Source organism: Achromobacter sp. (assembly GCF_032113835.1).
Classification (GTDB): domain Bacteria; phylum Pseudomonadota; class Gammaproteobacteria; order Burkholderiales; family Burkholderiaceae_B; genus Achromobacter.
Genome location: NZ_DAMCTG010000067.1, coordinates 1 through 21,700, shown reverse-complemented (window position 1 = coordinate 21,700; position 21,700 = coordinate 1). Strand labels below are relative to the sequence as shown.

Below are 21,700 nucleotides of genomic sequence, written 5' to 3'. Positions count from 1 at the left end.
GCAAGCCGGCCAGGCCCTTTTTTTATTGCCGCGCCACCAGATTCTTCAGGCCGTACAGCCGTTCCCGATGCAGGGTTGCGGTCAGTGGCTCCGGCTCGCGGCCCAGCGCGACGTAGTCGGCGGGAATCTGGGCAATGGCGTCCAGCATGTTCTCGGAACCCGCGTGCCACCACTGCACCAGCATCCGGTCCGGGTTGTAGACGTCCAGGCCCTGCCGGCGCAGCTCGGATCGGTTGAAGTCCTTCAGATTCCACGTCAGCACCTGCACGGTCGGCGTGTGGGGCAGCCCGCAGCGCGCGCGCCGCGCAAGTCCAGCCGCGATGACGTGAAAATCCTTGGGGTCGCTGTACCGCAGCGACGCTTCATAAACCTGCGTGTCCGATTCCATGGCCGCCGGAAACCGCGCGTTCATGTCCGCCCAGAATTCGGCCATCACCTCCGGCGGGATGTCCCAGATGCGGCAGGCGTTGCGGCGCCATTCCTCGCCGATGCGTTCGGTCCACACGGGCTGGAACACGCCGGCCTCGGCCAGGCGCAGCAATAGCCGGCGCAGGATGCCGGACATGAGGACGCACGCGTCCAGAACGATGAACGGGGGAGTAGCGGGGAGGGAGGTGTGCACCGATGGCCGCCGGGCGGGCGGGGAAATAAGAGGCGAGGCAGAAGAATAGTGGTTTTTCTCGTGGTCTGCCGGGCTCACGCCATCGGCGTAGCCGCCAGCATGTCCGCCGGAAACGGAACCAGCATTTCGCGGCTGTGGGCGGCAGAGGCGGTCAGCCAGTCGCCGTAGGCGCCTTCGGGCAGGATGACGACCATGCGCTTTTCCGTGTTCGGCTGGTGATAGCGGCTGAACAGGGGATCGTTGTCGGCGTTGATGGTGAGCATGGTGTAGCTCTCCTGCCATTGCCCCGCCGCATCGCGATAGCGGTCCCACAGCCCCGCGATGCCCAGCGGTTTGCCGTCGGCGCGGGTGAAGCGGGTCGCCACGGCCTTGCCGGACGACCAGTCCGGCTCGAAGATCGCGTCGGCGGGAATGATGCAGTGCTGCGCACGGCGCCAGGCGTTGCCGAAGGTGTACGAGCCCGCGGCGGTCTCCGCGCGGGCATTGAAGGTGGACAGCTTGCTGGCCCGTTCCAGGCCGCCTGAACGCGTCATCGCGCTGATCAGACCCCAGCGGCCAGCCGAGGCCTCGCGCTCGGGAACCGCGTCGTCGCCGGCGTCATGCTCCGGCGGCCGCCGCACGAACAGGCCTTCGTAGCGAGGCCACATGTCGTACTTGCCGATCGCGGCGGGTTTGGTGCGCACGCCAAATTTCTGCAGCAGCAGTTCGGCGTCCTTGAGCGTCTGGTAGTGCGAACACATGCGCGGCTCCCGGCATGACGGGAGGCGCGGGTTGGCGCCTCCGGAAGATCCGAGCTTGCCGTGTTGGCGTGCGGTTTGTCCAGCGTGCGGGGAGGCGTGGCGTGCCGGGGCGATCATCCAGCGCGGGCGATAGATGCTGAAAAGGAAGCTCGAACGCTTCCTTTTTTCGTTATGCGGGGACCATCTTCTTGATCGGGGCCGGAGGTCCGGGTTCTTCCCGGGCGCCTTGTGTGATGCCGCTGCTACCGCTGGTGATGGCGCGCAAACCGGAGTCCGTGAGGGTGAGCTGTCGGACCGTGATCTTGGCGTCCGGTTTCGAGATGACCGTTGCCTCTTTTACGAAGGTCCAACGTGAGCGCGTGGTGGCAGTTGTCATGTCAATACCTTTTCGTGACGAAATCACTGATGGCTTCGCAGCCAGCGCCAACTATTTCCATTACATCGTTACGGGCGAACAATGCACGGTCACTTGAGTCGAAGTAGATCACGCCCACTGCATGCTGTCGAGAAGCGTCAAGAACTGGAATGGCCAGCGCGGAATATCTTCCCGGTGTGAGTCTGCGAGCTTGGGCGGTAGTGTACCCCCAGGCGTCAACGAGCTCATCTCGCAATTGTTCGTCCGTCGCGGTTTCGCTCGACATATCAAATGGGGTCTTATTGCGGATGGCTCTACCGGTGATACCAGCGTTCACGGGGAACATTCGGCCAACCCCTTCGCCGCTTCCACCGACGTAGTTGATGATCTGCTCGATCTCAGTGGGATCGTTGACAGGAGGGACGACTCGATGAAAGGTCGCCCGCAAGTCCGACCCGCATTCTCGAGTTGCGCATTGCTTGGCGAGCATATGGTGTACGGTCGACACCGCGGCATATAGCCCTTCGTGGACGGCGGCGGGGCTGTCCTTTGTATCCTCCCCTCGAGCTACGAGGACGCGAACCACGAGGGCGGCAATGAGCCAACCGCACGCAATGGCGGCGCAACCGAAAAGGAAGTAATCGGGCTTTGGCTCTTGCCACAGCTTTATCGCCGCAATGCCGGCCGCGAAGATAGGCGGTACGTTGTACAGGAGCTCTCGTGGCCAGCGCTTTTCGAGTAACCGTCGCTTTTTGGCGCCGGGGATTCCTTGCAGGCGCATAGGGTTCCCTCCTATTTGGACGCGTCGAGGGGATAGGTGACCGATTCCGCGACGTAAGTCTAGCTTGGCGGTTATGCCGTTAGCCAATGCCGAACGAAAAGCAGACAGAGTTACGCATACCGCTAGCCGAGCATTCGCGCAGTTGGCGTGCGAATCCAGCAGGAACAGTTTTGGGACGAGGCTTGGGGGGTGCGCGTTCTGACGGGCGCACCGAACGCCAATGAAGGTGGCGTAGGGTGGCGTCATGCCTTGGAAGGTAATGCAGCAGGGTGGTGCCCGAGACCGGAATCGAACCGGTACGGCCGCGAGGCCGAGGGATTTTCTTACCACTTCGGCTTTCGCCGCCAGCACAGGCTTGCTGTTCGTGGTCTGGAGCACGCCTTCACCATAGCCTCTCGGCCTTAGGTGCCCGCCGTCTGCTCTCTACACCTTCCCCGATATGTCATCGGGGCTTGGCTCGGCGTTAGCGCGGAACGGGTCCAGGGCCTTCGCCGAGTTTGACGGGCTTCACCTTTGGAGTTTCCTCCAGAGGGCTCAAATTTGTTCAAGTCCCTTGTGTCTACCAATTTCACCACTCGGGCGATGCGCGTCCCGCAAGGGGCCGGCAGCGGGCGAGACTATACCACCTTGCAGCGAGGATATTGCCGAGGCGCGGGCCGGGCAAAGGTAATCGCGACAGGGACGGGATTGGCGGGCGGGTAAACCCCGATCCCTGCGCGGCGGGACTACGGACGACACTTTGCGCCATGAAGCCCAGCCCGCCCGCCCCGCCGTCCCGCGACATCGACCCCGTTTCCCTGCGCCTGTTCCTGGCCGCGCTCGAGGAGGGCAGCCTTGCGCGCGCCGCCGCCCGCGAGAACATCGTGCCGTCGGCCGTCAGCAAGCGCATGTCGGAAATGGAAGACGCGTTTGGCGTGCCGCTGCTCGAGCGCGGCGTGAAGGGCGTGCAACCGACGCCGGCGGGCGATGCGCTGGCCGCGCACGTGCGCCGCGTGCTGGAGGACATGGACCGCATGCACCGCGACATGGCGGGATTTGCGACAGGCGTGCGCGGGCATATTCGCCTGGCGGTCAGTTTTGCCGCCTTGTCGGGTGACCTGCCGGCGCAGATCCAGTCCTTCCGGCGCGCGAATCCGCAGATCGACATCTCGCTGGAAGAGGACACCACGCAGACGGCGTTCCGCGCCGTGCTGGAAGGGCAGGCGGACGTGGCGGCCGGTTCCGACTTCGGCCACGACGGGTTGCAGGTGTTTCCCTTCGGCCATTGCGAACTGGCGGCGGTGGTGCCCGGCCGGCACCTGCTGGCCGACCGCGAGACGCTGGGTTACGCGCAGCTGCTGCCGTTCGAGCAGATCGAGCTGAATCGCGACAACGGCATCAGCAGCGTATTCGATCAGGCGGCGCGGGCGGCGGGCATGACGCGGCGCATCAGCGCGCGCGTCAGCTCGCACGAAACGATCTGCCTGCTGGTGTCGCGCGGCATGGGCGTGGCGGTGGTGCCGCATTATCTGAAGCCGCCCCTGGCGCATCTGGACATCCGCTTCATTCCGCTGGAAGGGCCGTGGTCCAGCACGCCGCTGTGTATCGCGGTGCGGGATCCGGAAGCGCTGTCGCCGGCCGCGCGTGCGCTGCTCGCGCATCTCGGCGTGCTGGGAGATTGACGCCCGGCTCAGGGCTAACCCGGACGTTCCGAAACGAGAATGCCCCCATGCTGAAAGACCGCTACCCGCCGTTGCCGCCTGCCCGCGATGATGCAGACATGCGGGCGGCGGCGGGCAGATTGCTCTGGCCGACGCCGCGCTTCCTTTGAACAGGCTGGCAAGAGGAACCCCAGATGACAGCAGCACCGGCTTCACCCTTCATGGACAGCACCGAACTGCCGCTGCGCGGCATCAAGGTCCTGGAACTGTCTCACATGATCATGGGGCCGGCCGCCGGCCTGTCGCTGGCGGACCTGGGCGCAGACGTCATCAAGGTCGAACCGATCGAAGGCGACCGGACGCGTCGGCTCAAGGGATCTGGCAGCGGCTACTTTCCCGTCTTCAACCGCAACAAGCAGAGCCTGGCGATCGACCTGAAGTCGCCCGAGGGCCAGGAGGTCGTGCGCAAGCTGGCGCTGCAGACCGACATGATCGTCGAGAACTTCCGCGACGGCAGCCTGGCGCAATACGGGCTCGACTACGAATCGCTGTCGGCCGAGAACCCGGGGCTGATCTATGTCTCGCTCAAGGGCTTTCTGTCCGGTCCCTACAAGCACCGCACGGCGCTGGACGAGGTGGTGCAGATGATGGGCGGACTGGCGTACATCAACGGCGGTGCGGATACGCCGCAGCGGGTGGCGGCGTCGGTCAACGACATCCTGGGCGGCACGTTCGGCGTGGTGGGCGCGTTGGCCGCGCTGCACGACCGCCACGCGACAGGCCGCGGACGCCATGTGCGGTCCGGCCTCTTTGAAAACAATCTGCTGCTGGTCGCCCAGTTCATCGCGCAATTCCAGTTGACGGGCACGGCGCCCAAACCCATGGGCGCGGAGCGCAAGCCGCCATGGGGCGTGTATGACGTCTTCGAGACCGCCGACGGCCGCGTGTTCGTCGCGGTGGTGGGCGATGCGCAATGGCGCAACTTCGCGCAGAAATTCTTGCCGCCCGAATGGGCCGCGGATCCGCGTCTGGCCACCGCTGTCGACCGCGAGGCCGCGCGGTCGTGGCTGGTGCCGGGCGTGGGTGAAATCCTGAAGACCTGGAAGACCGACGAACTGTGCGCCGCGCTGGAGGAAGCCAATCTGTCGTATGGGCCGATCCGCCAGCCGCACGACCTGCTCGACGACGCGCATCTGAACGCGGGCGGCGCGCTGCTGCCGACCCGGCTGCCGGACGGCGGCGAGATCTCGGCCGCCGCGCTGCCCATCGAGTTCGATGGCCGCAAGGCGGGCAAGCGGTTCGATCCGCCCACCCAAGGCGCGCAGACGCACGCCATTCTTCAAAGCCTGGGCCTGGATGCCGCGCGCATCGACGCCTTGCGCACCGCGGGAGTGATTGCATGACGCCAGGGCGTTAGCGCCCGATTTCTGTCGAGGCGGCGTCAGACCGCCAAGACATCCATCAAAGAGGAGACACCCATGATCCGCAAACTCGTTGCGCTGGCTGCACTGGCCGTCGCATGTACCGCCAACGCGCAGGACTATCCGAACAAGCCCATCCGCATCATCATTCCGTCCACGCCGGGCGGCGGCACCGACTACATCGGCCGCCTGATGAGCACCAAGCTGCACGAACTGAACGGCTGGGCGGTGGTGCCCGAGAACAAGCCCGGCGCCGGCACCGCGCTGGGCCTGGCCGAGGCCGCGCGCTCGCCCGCGCAGGGATACGACCTGGTGATCGGCCAGTCCGACAACGTCACGCTGATCCCGCTGCTGATGAAAGTGGCCTACGACCCGGTCAAGGATCTGACGCCGGTGGCGCTGGTGGCCACGACGCCGATGGTGCTGCTGGTGGCAGAGGCCTCGCCCTACAAGACGCTGCCGCAGGTGATCGAGGCGGCCAAGAAGGAACCGAACAAGATCTCGTACGGCACGTCGGGCACCGGCGGGGGCGTGCACATCGCGATGGAGATGCTGCAGCACGAAGCCGGCTTCAAGATGCAGCACGTGCCGTACAAAGGATCGGCGCCGGCGCTGGCCGATTTGATGGGCGGCCACCTGCAATTCGCGGGCTCGTCGATCTCGTCGGCGGCCACGCTGATCAAGTCGGGCAAGGTGCGGGCGCTAGCGGTGACCTCGCCCAAGCGCAATCCCGCCTTGCCGGACGTGCCGACGGTGGCGGAGCTGGGATACAAGGACTTCAGCGTGGTGACCTACTACGGCGTGCTGGCCCCGGCCAAGACGCCCGACGCCATCGTCACGCGCCTGAACAGCGACTTCAACAAGCTGCTGGCGCGCAAGGACGTGAAGGATGCGCTGGCGTCGCAGGGGCTTGAGACCGACCCGGTATCCAGTGCGCAGTTCGCCGCGCTGATCCAGTCGGACATCGGCAAGGCGCAGCAGACCATCAAGAGCGCCGGCATCGTCATTCAGCAATAGGACCACGGGAACGCACATGAATCAGGAAGTCAGGCTTTGCGAGGTCGGGCCGCGCGACGGGCTGCAGATGGCCAAGGGCATGATGACGGGCGCCGACAAGCTGCGCTGGATTCGGCAGTTGGCCGACGCCGGCCTGCGCGAGATCGAGGTCGGCAGCTTCGTATCGCCGCGCCTGGTGCCGCAGATGGCGGATACGGGCGACATCCTGCCCGAGGTCCTGAAGATCGACGGGCTGACGGTGTGCGCGCTGGCCTGCAACCTCAAGGGCGCCATCGCCGCTTATGAGGCCGGTGCGCACGTGCTGGCGTTTCCCGTGTCCGTCAGTGACACGCACAGCCGCGCCAACGTCGGCAAGGGAACGGACGCGCAGGTCGAGATGCTGGCCGCCATCGTCGACTGGGTGCGCGCGCAGGCGCGGCCGATGCGCATCGATGCCGCCGTTGCCACGGCGTTCGGATGTTCGATGGAAGGCGAGGTGCCGGTGCGGCGCGTGGCCGAGGTCGCCGCAGCCGTGCTGCACGCGGGCGCCGATGAAATCGCGCTGGCCGATACCGTGGGCTATGCACATCCCGCGGGCGTGCGCGAGGCGGTGCGTGCCGCGCAGGATGCCGTGGGCGCGCGTCTGACCAAGCTGCATCTGCACGACACGATGGGGTTGGGCCTGGCGAATGCGCTGGCGGGGCTGGACGAAGGCATCCGCGCCTTCGATTCCTGCCTGGGCGGGCTGGGCGGCTGCCCGTTCGCGCCGGGCGCGTCGGGCAACATCGTTACCGAGGACCTGGTCTTCATGCTGGAAAGCATGGGCTATCGCACCGGCGTGGACCTGGCGCGGCTGCTCGCGGCGAGGCCGCTGCTGGCCGAGTCCTTGCCACTGGAAACGCTGCGCAGCGGCGTGGCCGCCGCTGGCATTCCCAAGACCTACGCGGCCGTGTAGTTCAGCGGTAAACGAGGACGGGCAGGGTGCTGTGCGCCAGCACCTTCTGCGTCTGGCTACCCAGCAGCAGGGCGGCCATGCCGCCGCGCCCGTGCGAGGACATGGCGATCAGGTCGCAATTGCGCGTCATGGCAACGTCGACGATCGCCTGGTAGGGCGACTCGCTTTCGCGCATTTCCGTGACGCAGGCCACGCCCGCGGTGCTGGCCTTGCCGGCGGCTTCGGACAGATAAGAAGCGGCCAGTTCGCGGGTCTGGTTTTCGTAGACACCGCGCACGCCTTCCAGCTGCACGGTTTCCATGGCGGGCATCTCGAAGGGGCTGGTCACCGTCAGGACGGTGACGCTGGCGCCCAATTCGCGGGCAAGCGCAAGGGCCTGTTCCAGACCGGAATTGGCCAGGCTGGATCCGTCGATGGGGATGAGTATGTGTTTGTACATGGCAACCTCCAGAGGGAATCAGCGTCCATGGTACGCCCGTCGGGGACGGCCCGTTTGGGACGGCCCGTCCGGGACGGCCCGTCTGGGACGGTTGCCTTTGAATCTGGCGGAAGCGGTGAGATTCGAACTCACGAACGGTTGCCCGTTGCCGGTTTTCAAGACCGGTGCAATCGACCACTCTGCCACGCTTCCGGGGTGTCGCCAGTACTGCTGACGTTTTTGCCTGCAGGATTGCCTGCAGTGTCACCAGTCCATTGCGGCCGCCAGGCAAACATTCTGCCCGAACGAAAATCACGATATGCCGCAAAGGGCGCAATAATAATCCATTTGCTGCAAAGGAGGCACGCGATGCACGCTGTTGAAATCACCCGCCCCGGTGGCCCCGAAGTCCTCGTCCCGGTGGAACGCCCCACGCCCGAGGCCGGCGCCGGCGAAGTTCTGATCAAAGTGACCGCTGCGGGCATCAACCGCCCGGACGTGTTTCAGCGCAAGGGCAACTATGCCCCGCCGCGCGGCGCGTCCGACCTGCCGGGCCTGGAAGTGGCCGGCGAGATCGTCGGCGGCGACGTGGCCGGCAGCGGCTTTGCCGTGGGCGACAAGGTCTGCGCGCTGGTGGCGGGCGGCGGCTACGCGGAATACTGCGTTGCGCCCGTCGCGCAATGTCTGCCCATCCCCAAGGGTTTGTCGGACATCGAGGCCGCCGGCCTGCCGGAAACCTATTTCACTGTGTGGAGCAATGTGTTTGACCGCGGCCGCCTGTCCGAGGGCGAGGCGCTGCTGGTTCATGGCGGCGCCAGCGGCATCGGCACCACGGCCATCCAGCTGGCCCGAGCAATGGGTCACAAGGTCTATGCAACGGTCGGCAGCGACGATCGCGCGCGCGCCGTCGAGGCGCTGGGCGCCGATAAGGGCATCAACTACAAGACCCAGGACTTCGTGAAAGAAGTGCTGGACGCCACCGGCGGACGCGGCGTCGACGTGATCCTGGACATGGTGGCCGGCGACTACATCGCCCGCGACATGCAGTGCCTGGCCGACGACGGCCGCATCGTCATCATTGCCCAGCTCGGCGGTTCGCACGCCAATGTGGATACCGCCCAGGTCATGCGCCGCCGCCTGACCATCACGGGTTCCACGCTGCGGCCCCGTCCGGTCGCCTTCAAGGGCGCCATCGCCCGCGCCCTGCGCGAGCAGGCCTGGCCCCTGCTGGAAAAAGGGGCCATCAAGCCCATCGTCCACGCCACGTTCCCGCTGGCCGAGGCTTCCAAGGCGCACGCCATGATGGAAGGCGGGGAAAACATCGGCAAAATCATCCTGACGATGTAAGAAACGCGCGGCGTTCGGCGTATCGCCGCGCAACAGGATACAATCTCGGGTTTCGCCTGGAATTTTTTCCAGGCAGGCCCGTGGGCGGTTGCTGCACAAGACCCCTGTATCTGGTCTTGCAGGCTCACCCCTCATCCAATCGTCAGACAAATTCGCCATGACTTCAGTCGAAAACCGCGCCCGCCTCGTGCTGGGCAACTGGAAGATGCACGGCAACCTCGCCGAGAACGCCGCGTTGCTGACCGAGCTTCGTGCCGCGGATGCGGCGGGTCACTGCGAAATCGGCATCTGTGTTCCGTTCCCGTACCTGGCGCAGGCCGCTTCGGCGCTGACCGGCAGCAGCGTGTCCTGGGGCGCGCAAGACGTCAGCGCGCACGACAAGGGCGCGTACACGGGTGAAGTCTCCGGCTCGATGCTGAAGGAATTCGGCTGCCGCTGGGCGCTGGCCGGCCACTCCGAACGCCGCGTGCTGCACGGCGAAACCGATGAGATCGTGGCCGCCAAGGCCCAGGCCGCATTGGCCGCCGGCCTGACCCCCGTGGTCTGCGTCGGTGAATCCCTGGCCGACCGCGAAGCCGGCAACACGCTGGCCGTGATCGAACGGCAGCTCAAGCCCGTGCTGGCGTTGGGCGCCGATGCCGTTTCCCGCATGGTTCTTGCCTATGAACCCGTCTGGGCCATCGGCACCGGCCGCACGGCCTCGCCGGAGCAGGCCCAGGAAGTCCACGGCGCCATCCGCGCCGCCCTGCGCACCCTCGGTGCGGCGCAGGTTCAAGTGTTGTACGGCGGCAGCGTCAAAGCCGCCAACGCCTCCAGTTTGTTCGCCATGACTGATATCGACGGAGCCCTGGTCGGCGGCGCGTCGCTCGTGGCCGAAGAGTTTTTGCGAATTGCCGCCATCTAAGTTTCCGTTCCGGAGTCTGTAATGCCCCTGATGCTCAAAATTCTGCTGGCCGTCCAAGTGATCTCGGCGCTGGCTATCATCGTCCTGGTCCTGCTTCAGCAGGGCAAAGGCGCCGACATGGGCTCCGCTTTCGGTAGCGGCTCGTCGGGCAGCCTGTTCGGCGCCACCGGTGCGGCCAACTTCTTGTCGCGCGCCACCAAGTGGGCCGCGGTCGTGTTCTTTGCCTCCACCGCCGGCCTGGCCTACGTCAGCCACAAGGGCACCGGCGGCCCCGCCGTCGATTCCGGCGTGATGCAAAGCTTCCCGGCCGACCGTTCGGTCCCGCAGGCGCCGGGTTCCTCGGTGCCCGCCACGCCGGGCGCATCGTCCGTCCCGGGCGCTTCTTCCGTGCCCGCCACGCCGGCGCCCGCCCAGCCCGACGCCTCCGTGCCGGCGGCTCCGGCTACCCCGGCCGCCCCGGCCGGCGACAAGCCGGCGGACACGCCCGCTGCGCCGGCAAAGTAAGGCGCAGCAATAAAAAGGCCGGCGTAAGCCGGCTTTTTTTATGCTTGCTGGATTGAAGCGATCTGCCTGGAATAGCCATGGAAAAGCGATTGATGCCGTCGATGATGGCGCTGCAGTGTTTCGAGGCGGTGGCGCGGCACATGAGCTTCACGCGCGCGGCGGAGGAACTGCACATGACGCAGAGCGCGATCAGCAAGCAGATCGCGCAACTCGAGGCCCTGCTGCGCAACCCGCTGTTCCTGCGCGTGCGCCGCCGGCTGCAGCTGACCCCCGCGGGCGCGCTGTACCAGTCCGAGGTCAGGGCAATCCTGAACCAGGTCGACATGGCCTCGCGCGACATCCTCACTTACGGCAGCGAGACGCAGGTGCTGACCATCGGCACCCAGCCCACCTTCGGGTCGCGCTGGCTGATCCCGCGGCTGCAGCGCTTCATGGCCGCACATCCGGAAATCCAGCTGAAGGTGCGCAGCGAAACCCACCCGTTCGACCTGATGCAGGCCAAGATCGACATCTCGTTCTTCTTCGGCCATGGCGCGCTGCCCGGCGCGCAGTGCGTCGAACTCTTCGAAGCCGACGTCGTGCCGGTATGCTCGCCCGCCATCCTGCGCGGCGGCAGGCTGGCCAGCCTTGACGCGCTGAGCCGTCAGACGCTGATCCAGTGCGCGTCCCGGCCCGAGGCCTGGCACGACTACTTTTCCCATCAGCAATTCCAGTCCGATCGCAGCTATCTCGGGCCGCGCTTTGACACCTTCTACATGTGCGTGCGCGCGGCCGAAGGCGGTTGCGGCATCGCGCTCACGCCGCGCCTGTTGGCCGAAGAGGAGCTGCAGGCCGGCAAGCTGGTCATTCCGTGGGACTACGTGCAGCCCAGCGACGGCGCGTACTTCGTGGCGTATTCGGAGCACTCGGCGGAGGTGCCTAAGATCAAGCAATTCGTGGCGTGGGTGCAGGACGAAGCCCGCCAGCCCGATGGCCGTGGCGCGCCGCGCGCCCGGTCCATGAAAAAACGGACTGATTAAGCCGAATTTTTTCATTTGATCGGCGCCGGGCGGCGTGATGTGATGCGGGCCATCCTTTTTCACCGATGTGCCGAGCCCGTCATGAGTCAGAACTACGTCAATCCCGATCAGATCCGCGCCTGGTTCTCGCGCGCCATGTCCGACATGTACAAGCAGGAAGTCCCGCTGTACGACACGCTGCTGGACCTGGTGGCGCAAGTGAATGCCCGGACGATGGACGAGCAGCCGGAACTGGCCGCGCAACTGGCGCGCACCGGCGAAATCGAGCGCCTGGACATCGAACGCCACGGCGCCATCCGCGTCGGCACGCCGGAAGAGCTGGCCAACATGCGGCGCGTGTTCGCCGTCATGGGCATGCAGCCCGTCGGCTACTACGACCTGTCGCCCGCCGGCGTGCCGGTGCATTCGACGGCTTTCCGCGCCACGCATGAAGCGGCGCTGCAGGCCAGCCCGTTCCGCGTCTTCACCTCGCTGCTGCGCCTGGAGCTGATCGACGACGAGGCCCTGCGCGAGAAGGCCGCCCGCATCCTGGCCGCGCGCCAGATCTTCACGGACCGCGTCCTGGCGCTGACCGCCCGCTTCGAGACGCAAGGCGGCCTGAACGATGCCGACGCCCGGGAATTCGTGGCCGAGGCCCTGCACACCTTCCGCTGGCACAGCGAGTCCACGGTCAGCCTGGACGACTACCGTGAACTGCACGGCCAGCATCGCCTGATCGCCGACGTCGTGGCGTTCAAGGGTCCGCACATCAATCACCTGACCCCGCGCACGCTGGACATCGACGAAGCGCAGGCCGAGATGCCGCGCCGCGGCGTTTCCGCCAAGGCCGTGATCGAAGGCCCGCCGCCGCGCAAGTGTCCGATCCTGCTGCGCCAGACCAGCTTCAAGGCGCTGGAGGAACCGGTGCGCTTTGCCGGCGCGGACGGCGTCAGCGCGGTGGGCAGCCACACCGCCCGCTTCGGCGAGATCGAGCAGCGCGGCGTGGCGCTGACCCGCAAGGGCCGCGCGCTGTACGACCAGCTGCTGGACCTGGCCCGCAGCCGCATCAGCGGCGCGCCCAACGAGGGCAACGCCGCGGCCTACATGCAGAACCTGCAGGATTGCTTTGCGGCCTTTCCGGACGATTACGCGTCGCTGCACGATCAGGGGCTGGCGTATTTCCGCTACTTCCTCACGGGCAAGACGGGCATGCCGGAGACCACGGATCTGTCCGCCCTGATCGATGCGGGCTACATCCAGTTCGAACCGCTGGTGTACGAAGACTTCCTGCCGGTCAGCGCAGCCGGCATCTTCCAGTCGAACCTGGGCGACAAGGCGCAGGCCGAGTACGCGCAAAACGCCAGCCAGGTTGCGTTTGAAGCGGCGTTGGGCGCGCCCGTGATGGACGAACTGGCGCTGTACGATGCCACGCAGGCGCGTTCGCTCGCGGCGTGTCTGCAGGCGCTGGGCGTGGAGGCGGTGGCGGCCTAGGCTGACCGGGCCGGATGGGCCGGATGGGCCGCGACCCGCCACTTCATGGATAAAGCGGGACAGCTTTCCCGCTTTCAAAATTACGTGATAGAATGCTCGACTTTCCAGCAAGGTTCGCCTTGTTGGGTTGGTCAAGCCGACGTGGTGAAATTGGTAGACACGCTATCTTGAGGGGGTAGTGGCGAAAGCTGTGCGAGTTCGAGTCTCGCCGTCGGCACCAAGAAATTCCTCACAATGAACCCGCATCTCTCTTTCCGAGATTGCGGGTTTTTTGTTGCCTGGCTGATGGATGAATCCGTGAATGGGGTGAATCCATGAATGGGGTGAATCCGTGGATTGGGGTGAATCCGTGCATGCCGCCCACACCACGCTGGAAAACAGATTTCCAGATCCCGGAACAAAAGCCCTATCACGCGCCAACCCCCGGGAAACCGCGCCAATTCAGGGCAAACCCGTCCGATAACGCACGGCCGCCGCGCTTGTGCCGTCACCGCCCGGGGCATAACATGCGGTAACCCAATTAACAAACCAACATTGCAATCCGTCGCTCGCGCTCCGGAATTGCGTCAACTCCTTCAATGTTCTCCCTCGCCCTCGAATTCCCGAGCCGACATTGGCATGACCGACCGCATCCTCATGCCGGGGCTTTCCGGCATTTGCCGAGGCCGCGTCCGTGTTGAACGTTTCGGTCCGGCAAAAGGCCGCCCGCGAAACGACGACACCCTGGAAGGATCTGGAAGTCATTCCCCGGCTGGCACCCGCCCGAGCGGAATCGGCCGGTCCGTTCGAGGTACTGGATCTGAAGCCGCTGTCCATCGCCGCCGCCGGCAGCGAGCGGGACGTGTATCTGCACCCGGCCGACAGCTCGCTGTTGATCAAGATCGTCAATGGCGTGCGCCACAGCCAGGCCGACCGTAAACGTCCTTGGTACAAGCGTTTCCGGCGCGATGCCTCGCATCGCGTGTTCATCATGGAAGCCGTCGAATACATCGCCACCACGGCCCAGCAGGGCGCGCGTGGGGGCAATGTGCTGATGGCGCGCATCTTTGGCCTGGTGTTGACCTCGAAGGGCTTGGGCCAGGTGGTCGAGCGCATCGTCGATGCGCATGGCAATCTGGCGCCCACGTTGAAGCAAGTGGTGGCGCGGCACGGGTTCTCGCCGGAACTGCGCTATCGGGTGCACGAGTTCATCATGGCGCTGATCGACGCGCACGTGGTGTTCAACGATGTCAGCGCCAACAACATCGTCGTGGGTTTCAATGCCGAAGGGCGCGAGGGCCTCTATCTGGTGGACGGATACGGCTCCAGGCAGCTCATTCCGGTGTATTCGTGGAGCAAGAGGCTGAATGGCCGGCGCATCCTGCGCAGATACGACACGATGGCCAAGAAGCTCCTGGCCGCGAGCGAACGCCGGCACTAGGCGTTCAGCCCTTCAACCGCTCCGGCACATCCTCCATATCGCTGCACACGGCCAGGACCTCGGCCGGCTTTCTGCTGAGCGACAGATACACGTGGCCGATGCTGCTGTCGAAGTACGCCGATTCCAGCCGGTTCAGCACGACGCTGTCGCCGTTCTCGAACTGGATGCGGACCTTGCCCGACAGGACCACGACGAATTCCTGGCCCGGATGGCGGATGTAGTCTTCAAACTCCACGACCTTGCGCGAATCGATCATGGCGACCATCGGCAGCATCTTCTTGCCGGGGTATTCGCCCATCAGCAGCCGGTAGTGGTAGTTCTCGGTGATGTAGTCGCGCGCATCGCTGAGCCGGTTCTTGACGAAGGTGGGGGCGACCGCGGCCTGTGCGGCGTCGCGCAGCATGAACATGCGCGTCATGTCGATATCCAGCGCGCGGGCCAGCGCGGCGAATTTTTCGTAGCTGAGGGCGATCTGGCCGAGTTCGGCCTTCGATAAGGTCGATACCGCGATGCCGCTGGCCTTGGACAGCGCCTGCAAGGTCATCTTCCTGGCCTTGCGCTCGGCGCGCAGGCGGGCGCCCATTTCTTCCTTGCCCACGATTTCGGGCGGGGATGTGTTGCCGGTTGGGGCCATGTAGCGGTCTGGCTTTTAGGGTTGAGGGCTGGGGCAGGGCCCGCAAGCCCCGCCGCGTGTAGCCGGATTGTACGGGGTAGGCCGGGTCAGGCGGGGGGCTGGACGCCGGTGCGTTCGACGATCATCCGGTAGTGCTCGGGCCGGCGGTGGGCGGCGAAGTTGAAGATGTTGGCGCGGTAGTGATCCGACACCGACAGGTCGCAGACGAAGTTGATGACCTCGTCGTCCTCGGAGAAGGTCCGCACCATGATTTCGCCGGTGGGCGCGACGATGCAGGAGCCGCCGATCATGGGGTTGCCTTCTTCGACGCCGGCCTTGGCCGCCGCAGCCACCCAGCAGGCGTTCTGATAGGCCCCGGCCTGCAGCGACAGCAGGTGGTGGTGCATGCGCAGGTGGATGGGTTCGTTCCACTGCACGTAGCCGGAGGGCGTGTTGTACCCGGCCATGACGACCTCCACGCCTTGCAGCCCCATGACGCGGAACGTCTCGGGCCAGCGCCGGTCGTTGCAGATGCACATGCCGATGGCGGCGTCCGGGGTCTGCCAGACGGGAAACCCCAGGTCGCCGACCGCGAAATACTTCTTCTCCAGGTGCTGCAAGGGCGCGCCGTCCACGGCCTGCGCGTCGCCGGGGATATGGATCTTGCGGTACTTGCCCACGATCTGCCCGTCGCGCCCGACCAGGATGCTGGTGTTGTATTGCACGCCGTCCGCCAGCTCGGCGTAGCCCAGATAGAAACCGATGCCCTTGTCGCGCGCCGCGTCGAACAGGGGGCGGGTCAACGGTCCCGGCATTTCGGTTTCGAAGAACGCCTGCACCTCGGCGGGGTCGTCAAGGGACCAGCGCGGAAAGAACGTGGTCAGCGCCAGTTCCGGGAACGTCACCCACGCCGCGCCGCGGCTGTGCGCGTCTTCCAGCAGGTCCAGCAGCCGGCGCACGACCTGGACCCGCGTGTCGCTGCGCTGGACGGGGCCAAGCTGCGCGACGGCAAGGTGCAGTTTGCGGGCGGTCATGCAGCCCCCCCGGCGGCACCCTCGGCAGCGCTCCCGGCGGCGCGCCGGGCAAGAACGCGGCCGGCGTGCTGGCCGGTGAAGGCCTGCTCCTCCCAGACGGGCGCGCCATTCACGTAGACCGAGTGGATGCCCGCGGCGCGTTCGGTGGGGCGTTCGAAGGTGGCGGCGTCGGCGACGGTGGCCGGGTCAAAGACCACGAGGTCGGCGAAGTAGCCCGGCTGCACCTGGCCGCGTTCGGCCAGGCCGAACTTGGCGGCGGTCAGGCCGGTCATCTTCCACACCGCGGTTTCCAGCGGAAAGAGTCCCAGGTCGCGGGAGTAATGGCCCAGCACACGCGGGAACGTGCCCCACAGGCGCGGATGCGGACGTTCATCGTGGGGCAGGCCGTCCGATCCGATCATGGTGGGACCGAACTTCAGGATGCGCTGCACATCGGGCTCGTCCATCATGAAATAGATGGCGCCGGCCGGTTGCAGCTCGGGCACCACGTCGTACTTGGACTTGCCGCGTTCGGCGGCGATTTCATCCAGATCGCGGCCGCTGAGTTCGGGAAAGGGCTTGCACCACGTGATGATGGTGCGGCCGGCCAGCAGGACGCGGTCCTGCTTGAGCATGGTGGAGCCGGCGACGTAGGGGTACGCGTCCAGCGAGACGTCCTGCTTGGCCATCGCGGCCTCGATCAGCGGCAGGGTTTCGGCGGAGCGGCCGAAGTTGGGCTGGCCCATGACCTTGTGGTGCGAGATCACGACCGGCACGTCGAGTTCGCGGCCGATGCGGAAGGTCTCTTCCAGCGCCGCCACGATGTGCTCTCCCTCGTCGCGCATGTGGGTGGCGTAGATGCCGCCATGCGTGTTGAGCGGGCGGCAGACCTCGATGATCTCTTCCGTGGTGGCCTGGGCGGCCGGCGGGTAGAACGTGCCGGTGGAGATGCCGATGGCGCCGCTCGCCAGCGCGTCGTCGGCCAGCGTCTGCATCGCCTGCATTTCCTCTGGTGTGGCGGCGCGCTGCAGGTCGGGCATGACGGCCGCGCGCAGCGTGGAGTGGCCGACCATGCAGGCGGCATTGACGGCGGCGGGCGTGGCGCGCAGTGCGTCCAGGTACTCGGAGAAACGTTCGAAGCGGTACGAGCCGCCTTCGTCCAGCAGGTCCAGCGGCGCGGGCGGGCTGGCGTGGGCGTGGGCCAGCGGCGCCAGGCTGATGCCGCAGTTGCCCGTGACGACGGTGGTGACGCCCTGCGAGATCTTGGGCGTCATGTCGCGGCGTTTGAGCAGGTAGTTGTCGTCGTGCGTGTGCGAGTCGATGAAGCCGGGCGCCACGACCTTGCCCGTCACGTCGATGCGGCGTTGCGCGGCGCTGCCGGACAGGTCGCCCACGGCGGCGATGCGGTCGCCGCGCACGCCCACGTCGGCGCGCTGGCCGGGGGCGTTGGTGCCGTCGATGACGGTGCCGCCGGCGAGGATGTAGTCAAACGGGGTGGCGTCGGGCTGGGACATGCGGTTCTCCGGCTGGATGGGATCAGGCAATGTGGGGATCAGGCAAAGTGGCAGGCGACCTGCTGTTCGGCGGCGACCTGGCGGGGCTGGGGCGCTTCTTCGGCGCAGCGCGGCTGCGCCATCGGACAACGGGTGCGGAACGCGCAGCCGGACGGGGGCGACAGCGGGCTGGGGATTTCGCCCTTCAGGACCTCGACGGGATTGCGTTCGCCCTGGCGGGCGGACGGCACGGCGGCCAGCAGCGCGCGCGTGTACGGATGCGCCGGGCGGTCGAAGATCGCATCGCGCGTGCCGATCTCGACGATCTTGCCCAGGTACATCACGGCCACGCGGTGGCTGATGTGCCGCACGACGCTCAGGTCGTGCGAGATGAACACGTAGGTCAGGCCAAGGTCGCGCTGCAGGTCCATCAGCAGGTTGATGACTTGCGCCTGCACCGACACGTCTAGCGCCGACACCGGTTCATCGCAGACGATGAGGCCCGGGTCCAGCGCCAGGGCGCGCGCAATGACGATGCGCTGGCGCTGTCCGCCCGAGAACTCGTGCGGATACTTGTCGGCCGCGTCGGGCCGCAGGCTGACGCGCGCCAGCAGCTGCGCCACGCGCTCGCGGATGGCCTCGCGGCCGTGGCCGAAGTTGCGCAGCGGCTCGCCGATGATGTCGCGCACGCGCATGCGCGGGTTCATTGACGAGAACGGGTCCTGGAAGATGAACTGCATGCGGCGGCGCATGGCGCGCAACTGGCCGCTGTTCATCTTGGCGAGGTCCTCGCCTTCGAGCAGGATGCGGCCCTCGGTGGGATCGGTCAGGCGGATCAGGCACTTGCCGGTGGTGGACTTGCCGCAGCCGGACTCGCCGACCAGGCTGAGCGTCTGGCCGCGCGGCACCGACAGCGAGATGCCGTCCACCGCGCGCAGCACCTTGGCGCCGCGCCCGCTGTCCACGGGAAAGTGTTTCTTCAGGCCGATGACTTCCAGCATGGGCACCGCGGTGGCCGCGGGCGCGGAAGACGCGAGGGGAATGTCGTGCAGGTTCATGGCGGGTCTCACACGTCTCAGGCGGTCAGGGCGGCGGGGGCCGGGGCGTCCTGGCGCGCCCAGCACCAGACGCGGTGGCGGGCGCCGGCGTCGGTGGCGGACGGCGCTTCCTCGGTGCAGCGCGGCAGGGCCTGCGGGCAGCGCGCCGCAAAGGCGCAACCACGCGAGGCGGGCGTCCTGACCGGTACGATGCCGGGCAGCTCGGCCAGCCGGGCCGTGTGGTCCTGGCCGTCGACGAAGTCGGGCAGCGAACGGATCAGCGCCTGCGTGTAGGGATGCTGCGGGCGGTCCAGCACGTCGTCCACGCTGCCTTCCTCGACCTTGCGGCCGGCATACATGACGATGACGCGCTGGCACATCTGCGCGACCACGCCGAGGTCGTGCGTGATCAGCACGATGGCCGTGCCCAGGCGCGCCTGGATGTCGCGCAACAGGTGCAGGATCTGCGCCTGGATGGTGACGTCGAGCGCCGTGGTGGGTTCGTCGGCGATCAGCACCTTGGGCTGACAGGCCAGCGCCATGGCGATCATGGCGCGCTGGCGCATGCCGCCCGAGAGCTGGTAGGGATACTCGCGCACGCGGCGGGCGGGGTCGGAGATCTGCACCAGGTCCAGCAGCGCTTCGGCCTGCACCAGCGCCTCGCGGCGCGACAGGCCCTGGTGCAGCATGAGCGATTCGCTGATCTGCTTGCCCACCGTGATGACGGGATTCAGCGAGGTCATGGGCTCCTGGAAGATCATCGAGATCTGGTTGCCGCGGATGGCGCGCATCGATTTTTCGGGCAGGGCCAGCAGGTCGCGGCCGTCGAATTCGATGCTGCCGCCGGCGACGCGCCCGGGGGCGCGCAGCAGCCGCATGATCGACAGCGACGTGACGCTCTTGCCGCAGCCCGATTCGCCCACCAGACCCAGCGTTTCGCCGGGCAGGAGGTCGAACGAGAGCTTATCGACGGCCAGCACGGTGGTGTCGTCGCCATCGAAACAGGTGGTGAGGTCTTGCACGCGCAGGACGGGTTGGGTTTGCATGTGCGCTCCTACAGCTTCTTGGCCAGGCGGGGATCGAGCATGTCGCGCAGCCCGTCGCCGACCAGGTTGACGGCCAGGACGGCCACGCCCAGGAAGAGGCCCGGATACAGGATGATGTGGAACGCCACGGCCACGAAGTTGCGGCCTTCGGCCATGATGTTGCCCCAGCTCGGGATGTGCGGCGGGATGCCCACGCCCAGGAAGCTCAGCACGGCTTCGGTCAGGATGGCCGAGGCCGCGATGAACGTGGCCTGCACCATCAGCGGCGCGAAGAGGTTGGGCAGGATGTGGCGCATCAGGATCGACGGCACCCGCGTGCCGACCGAGACGGCGGCCTCGATGTACGGCTGTTCGCGGATGGTCAGCACCAGCGCGCGCACCAGGCGCACGACGCGCGGCACTTCGGGCACGACGATGGCGATGATGACGGTGCCCAGGCCGCCCTTCAGCGTGGCCATCAGCGCGATGGCCAGCAGCACGCCGGGGATGGCCATCAGGCCGTCCATGATGCGCATGATGACGGCGTCGATGCGGCGGAAGTAACCCGCCATCATGCCCAGCACCACGCCGGCCACGGTGGAGACGACCGCCACCACGATGCCGACCAGGAGCGATATGCGCGCGCCCCAGACGGTGCGCGAGTAGACGTCGCGGCCCAGCGCATCGGTGCCGAACAGATGTTCGGCCGACGGCGGCTTCATGCGCGCCATCGGATTGATTTCCTGCGGGTCGACGGTGGCCAGCCACGGCGCGGCCAGCGCGATGGCGGCCAGCACCAGCAGGATGGCGCCGCCCGCGTACAGCATCGGATGGCGGCGAACGGATCGGAAGGCGCGCCGCAGGCGCGGACGGGCGGCGGGAAGCGGCAGGGTGGTCGTGTTCATGCGTTGCCCCTTCTCAGTAGCGGATGCGCGGATCGAAGAGCCGGTAGCTCAGGTCGACCAGCAGGTTGATCAGCACATAGATGCCCGAAGCCACCAGCAGGACGCCCTGAATGACCGGGTAGTCGTGGCGCAGCACAGCGTCGATGGTCAGGCGGCCCAGACCGGGGATCGCGAACACGGTCTCGGTCACGACGACGCCGCCGATCAGGAGCGCCACGCCCACGCCGATGGTGGTGACGATGGGGTTGGCGGCGTTCTTCAATGCATGCCAGACGATGGGACCGGACGACAGGCCCTTGGCGCGCGCGGTGCGGATGTAGTCTTCCGACAGGGCTTCCAGCATGGTGGCGCGCGTCATGCGCGTCAGCAGCGCCATGTAGACCAGGCCCAGCGACAGACAGGGCAGCACCAGGTGGCGCAAGTAAGGCACAAGGCCATCGGCCAGCGGCTTGTAGCCCTGCACCGGCAGCCAGCCGAGCTTGATGGAAAAGCCGTACACGAGGCTGTAGCCGATCAGGAACACAGGGACCGAGAACGCACAGACCGCGCCCACCATCACCAGCCTGTCCAGCCATTTGCCGGCGTTCCACGCGGCCAGCACGCCCAGCGGAATCGCCGCCAGCACGGCGAACAGCATCGTGAAGAGCGCGATCGAGATCGTGGGGCCCATGCGCTGCGCGATCAGCTGCGACACGGGCATCTGCGTGGACATCGACGTGCCCAGGTCGCCCACGGCGATATGGCTGATCCAGATGACGAATTGCTGCAGGAGCGGCTTGTCCAGCCCCAGGTTCTGGCGGATTTTTTCGACGTCGTCGGCGGTGGCGTTGTCGCCCGCGATCACTGCCGCGGGATCGCCCGGCGAAAGATGTATCAGCAGGAACACCACGACGGCCACGACGGCCATGACGGGTATGACGGCCGCGATGCGGCGCAGGATGAATTTCACGCTGGATTCCCCCCGGCTTCGGCCGGGCGCGCGCGGCGCCCGGCGTCTGCCTTACGGTTTCTCGATGTTCCAC

General features: G+C 66.5%; 21 protein-coding genes and 2 tRNA genes. 11 read left to right on the top strand and 12 right to left on the bottom strand.

Annotated features, from left to right (window positions below):
- Positions 1–22: 22 nt before the first annotated feature.
- From RT697_RS20160 to RT697_RS20150, 3 genes are all read right to left on the bottom strand, one after another.
- Positions 23–565, bottom strand: a complete 543-nt coding sequence (locus RT697_RS20160; RefSeq protein WP_409517469.1) for a PIN domain-containing protein — start codon at positions 563–565, stop codon at positions 23–25.
- A 131-nt stretch (positions 566–696) separates the two neighbouring features.
- Positions 697–1,362, bottom strand: a complete 666-nt coding sequence (locus tag RT697_RS20155; protein ID WP_313701309.1) for an SOS response-associated peptidase family protein — start codon at positions 1,360–1,362, stop codon at positions 697–699.
- A 377-nt stretch (positions 1,363–1,739) separates the two neighbouring features.
- Positions 1,740–2,498: a GAF domain-containing protein gene (locus tag RT697_RS20150; RefSeq protein ID WP_313701307.1), complete on the bottom strand. Its 759-nt coding sequence runs from the start codon at positions 2,496–2,498 to the stop codon at positions 1,740–1,742.
- A gap of 746 nt (positions 2,499–3,244) precedes the next feature.
- Between RT697_RS20150 and RT697_RS20145 the strand changes: the two genes are divergently transcribed.
- The 4 genes from RT697_RS20145 to RT697_RS20130 all read left to right on the top strand — a co-directional run bounded on the left by RT697_RS20145 (position 3,245) and on the right by RT697_RS20130 (position 7,510).
- Positions 3,245–4,159, top strand: coding sequence for a LysR family transcriptional regulator (locus tag RT697_RS20145; RefSeq protein WP_313701305.1), 915 nt, complete (start codon positions 3,245–3,247; stop codon positions 4,157–4,159).
- 173 nt (positions 4,160–4,332) lie between these two features.
- Positions 4,333–5,541 (top strand): CaiB/BaiF CoA-transferase family protein, encoded by a 1,209-nt coding sequence (locus RT697_RS20140; RefSeq protein ID WP_313701303.1) that lies wholly within the window; start codon positions 4,333–4,335, stop codon positions 5,539–5,541.
- Between the two features lie 75 nt (positions 5,542–5,616).
- Entirely contained in the window at positions 5,617–6,576 is a 960-nt protein-coding gene (locus RT697_RS20135) for a tripartite tricarboxylate transporter substrate binding protein (protein WP_313701301.1), read from the top strand.
- 16 nt (positions 6,577–6,592) lie between these two features.
- Complete coding sequence (locus RT697_RS20130; protein ID WP_313701299.1) at positions 6,593–7,510, top strand: hydroxymethylglutaryl-CoA lyase; 918 nt, start codon at positions 6,593–6,595, stop codon at positions 7,508–7,510.
- A 1-nt stretch (position 7,511) separates the two neighbouring features.
- Here RT697_RS20130 and RT697_RS20125 read toward each other — a convergent pair whose 3' ends face one another.
- Together RT697_RS20125 and RT697_RS20120 are read right to left on the bottom strand one after the other, a co-directional pair.
- Positions 7,512–7,949 (bottom strand): universal stress protein, encoded by a 438-nt coding sequence (locus RT697_RS20125; protein ID WP_105237643.1) that lies wholly within the window; start codon positions 7,947–7,949, stop codon positions 7,512–7,514.
- Between the two features lie 104 nt (positions 7,950–8,053).
- A tRNA-Ser gene (locus tag RT697_RS20120) sits at positions 8,054–8,141 on the bottom strand.
- 156 nt (positions 8,142–8,297) lie between these two features.
- Between RT697_RS20120 and RT697_RS20115 the strand changes: the two genes are divergently transcribed.
- The 7 genes from RT697_RS20115 (at position 8,298) to RT697_RS20085 (ending at position 14,592) form a co-directional block, all read left to right on the top strand.
- A complete protein-coding gene (locus RT697_RS20115) occupies positions 8,298–9,275 on the top strand; it encodes an NAD(P)H-quinone oxidoreductase (protein ID WP_175123095.1) in 978 nt (325 codons plus the stop codon).
- Between the two features lie 157 nt (positions 9,276–9,432).
- Positions 9,433–10,179 carry a triose-phosphate isomerase gene (gene tpiA / locus RT697_RS20110; protein ID WP_105237645.1) on the top strand — a complete coding sequence of 249 codons (747 nt, stop codon included), beginning with the start codon at positions 9,433–9,435 and terminating at the stop codon, positions 10,177–10,179.
- Positions 10,180–10,200: 21 nt separating this feature from the next.
- On the top strand, positions 10,201–10,683 hold the full coding sequence (gene secG, locus RT697_RS20105; protein ID WP_313701297.1) for a preprotein translocase subunit SecG: 483 nt from the start codon (positions 10,201–10,203) through the stop codon (positions 10,681–10,683).
- A 77-nt stretch (positions 10,684–10,760) separates the two neighbouring features.
- A complete protein-coding gene (locus tag RT697_RS20100) occupies positions 10,761–11,702 on the top strand; it encodes a LysR substrate-binding domain-containing protein (protein WP_313701295.1) in 942 nt (313 codons plus the stop codon).
- 81 nt (positions 11,703–11,783) lie between these two features.
- Positions 11,784–13,172: a VOC family protein gene (locus RT697_RS20095; protein WP_313701293.1), complete on the top strand. Its 1,389-nt coding sequence runs from the start codon at positions 11,784–11,786 to the stop codon at positions 13,170–13,172.
- A gap of 135 nt (positions 13,173–13,307) precedes the next feature.
- Positions 13,308–13,392: transfer RNA gene (locus RT697_RS20090), tRNA-Leu, on the top strand.
- 453 nt (positions 13,393–13,845) lie between these two features.
- Entirely contained in the window at positions 13,846–14,592 is a 747-nt protein-coding gene (locus RT697_RS20085) for a YrbL family protein (protein ID WP_313701291.1), read from the top strand.
- A 4-nt stretch (positions 14,593–14,596) separates the two neighbouring features.
- Here the strand turns inward: RT697_RS20085 and RT697_RS20080 are convergent, their stop codons facing one another.
- The 7 genes from RT697_RS20080 to RT697_RS20050 form a co-directional block, all read right to left on the bottom strand.
- On the bottom strand, positions 14,597–15,226 hold the full coding sequence (locus tag RT697_RS20080; RefSeq protein WP_191576859.1) for a helix-turn-helix domain-containing protein: 630 nt from the start codon (positions 15,224–15,226) through the stop codon (positions 14,597–14,599).
- Positions 15,227–15,312: 86 nt separating this feature from the next.
- Positions 15,313–16,239, bottom strand: a complete 927-nt coding sequence (locus RT697_RS20075) for an N-carbamoyl-D-amino-acid hydrolase (RefSeq protein ID WP_313701289.1) — start codon at positions 16,237–16,239, stop codon at positions 15,313–15,315.
- Positions 16,236–17,732, bottom strand: coding sequence for a D-aminoacylase (locus RT697_RS20070; RefSeq protein ID WP_313701287.1), 1,497 nt, complete (start codon positions 17,730–17,732; stop codon positions 16,236–16,238). The genes RT697_RS20075 and RT697_RS20070 overlap by 4 nt, the downstream gene beginning before the upstream one ends.
- Positions 17,733–17,770: 38 nt before the next feature.
- Complete coding sequence (locus tag RT697_RS20065; RefSeq protein WP_313701286.1) at positions 17,771–18,769, bottom strand: dipeptide ABC transporter ATP-binding protein; 999 nt, start codon at positions 18,767–18,769, stop codon at positions 17,771–17,773.
- A 17-nt stretch (positions 18,770–18,786) separates the two neighbouring features.
- Complete coding sequence (locus RT697_RS20060) at positions 18,787–19,794, bottom strand: ABC transporter ATP-binding protein (protein ID WP_313701285.1); 1,008 nt, start codon at positions 19,792–19,794, stop codon at positions 18,787–18,789.
- An 8-nt stretch (positions 19,795–19,802) separates the two neighbouring features.
- A complete protein-coding gene (locus tag RT697_RS20055; protein ID WP_313701284.1) occupies positions 19,803–20,678 on the bottom strand; it encodes an ABC transporter permease in 876 nt (291 codons plus the stop codon).
- Between the two features lie 13 nt (positions 20,679–20,691).
- Positions 20,692–21,627 (bottom strand): ABC transporter permease, encoded by a 936-nt coding sequence (locus RT697_RS20050; protein WP_175123077.1) that lies wholly within the window; start codon positions 21,625–21,627, stop codon positions 20,692–20,694.
- Between the last annotated feature and the right edge of the window lie 73 nt (positions 21,628–21,700).

Bases quoted from the DNA above. Each gene is read 5' to 3' on its own strand.
- RT697_RS20160 (WP_409517469.1), bottom strand. From the start codon at position 565: ATGTCCGGCATCCTGCGCCGGCTATTGCTGCGCCTGGCCGAGGCCGGC.
- RT697_RS20155 (WP_313701309.1), bottom strand. From the start codon at position 1,362: ATGTGTTCGCACTACCAGACGCTCAAGGACGCCGAACTGCTGCTGCAG.
- RT697_RS20150 (WP_313701307.1), bottom strand. From the start codon at position 2,498: ATGCGCCTGCAAGGAATCCCCGGCGCCAAAAAGCGACGGTTACTCGAA.
- RT697_RS20145 (WP_313701305.1), top strand. From the start codon at position 3,245: ATGAAGCCCAGCCCGCCCGCCCCGCCGTCCCGCGACATCGACCCCGTT.
- RT697_RS20140 (WP_313701303.1), top strand. From the start codon at position 4,333: ATGACAGCAGCACCGGCTTCACCCTTCATGGACAGCACCGAACTGCCG.
- RT697_RS20135 (WP_313701301.1), top strand. From the start codon at position 5,617: ATGATCCGCAAACTCGTTGCGCTGGCTGCACTGGCCGTCGCATGTACC.
- RT697_RS20130 (WP_313701299.1), top strand. From the start codon at position 6,593: ATGAATCAGGAAGTCAGGCTTTGCGAGGTCGGGCCGCGCGACGGGCTG.
- RT697_RS20125 (WP_105237643.1), bottom strand. From the start codon at position 7,949: ATGTACAAACACATACTCATCCCCATCGACGGATCCAGCCTGGCCAAT.
- RT697_RS20115 (WP_175123095.1), top strand. From the start codon at position 8,298: ATGCACGCTGTTGAAATCACCCGCCCCGGTGGCCCCGAAGTCCTCGTC.
- tpiA (WP_105237645.1), top strand. From the start codon at position 9,433: ATGACTTCAGTCGAAAACCGCGCCCGCCTCGTGCTGGGCAACTGGAAG.
- secG (WP_313701297.1), top strand. From the start codon at position 10,201: ATGCCCCTGATGCTCAAAATTCTGCTGGCCGTCCAAGTGATCTCGGCG.
- RT697_RS20100 (WP_313701295.1), top strand. From the start codon at position 10,761: ATGGAAAAGCGATTGATGCCGTCGATGATGGCGCTGCAGTGTTTCGAG.
- RT697_RS20095 (WP_313701293.1), top strand. From the start codon at position 11,784: ATGAGTCAGAACTACGTCAATCCCGATCAGATCCGCGCCTGGTTCTCG.
- RT697_RS20080 (WP_191576859.1), bottom strand. From the start codon at position 15,226: ATGGCCCCAACCGGCAACACATCCCCGCCCGAAATCGTGGGCAAGGAA.
- RT697_RS20075 (WP_313701289.1), bottom strand. From the start codon at position 16,239: ATGACCGCCCGCAAACTGCACCTTGCCGTCGCGCAGCTTGGCCCCGTC.
- RT697_RS20070 (WP_313701287.1), bottom strand. From the start codon at position 17,732: ATGTCCCAGCCCGACGCCACCCCGTTTGACTACATCCTCGCCGGCGGC.
- RT697_RS20065 (WP_313701286.1), bottom strand. From the start codon at position 18,769: ATGAACCTGCACGACATTCCCCTCGCGTCTTCCGCGCCCGCGGCCACC.
- RT697_RS20060 (WP_313701285.1), bottom strand. From the start codon at position 19,794: ATGCAAACCCAACCCGTCCTGCGCGTGCAAGACCTCACCACCTGTTTC.
- RT697_RS20055 (WP_313701284.1), bottom strand. From the start codon at position 20,678: ATGAACACGACCACCCTGCCGCTTCCCGCCGCCCGTCCGCGCCTGCGG.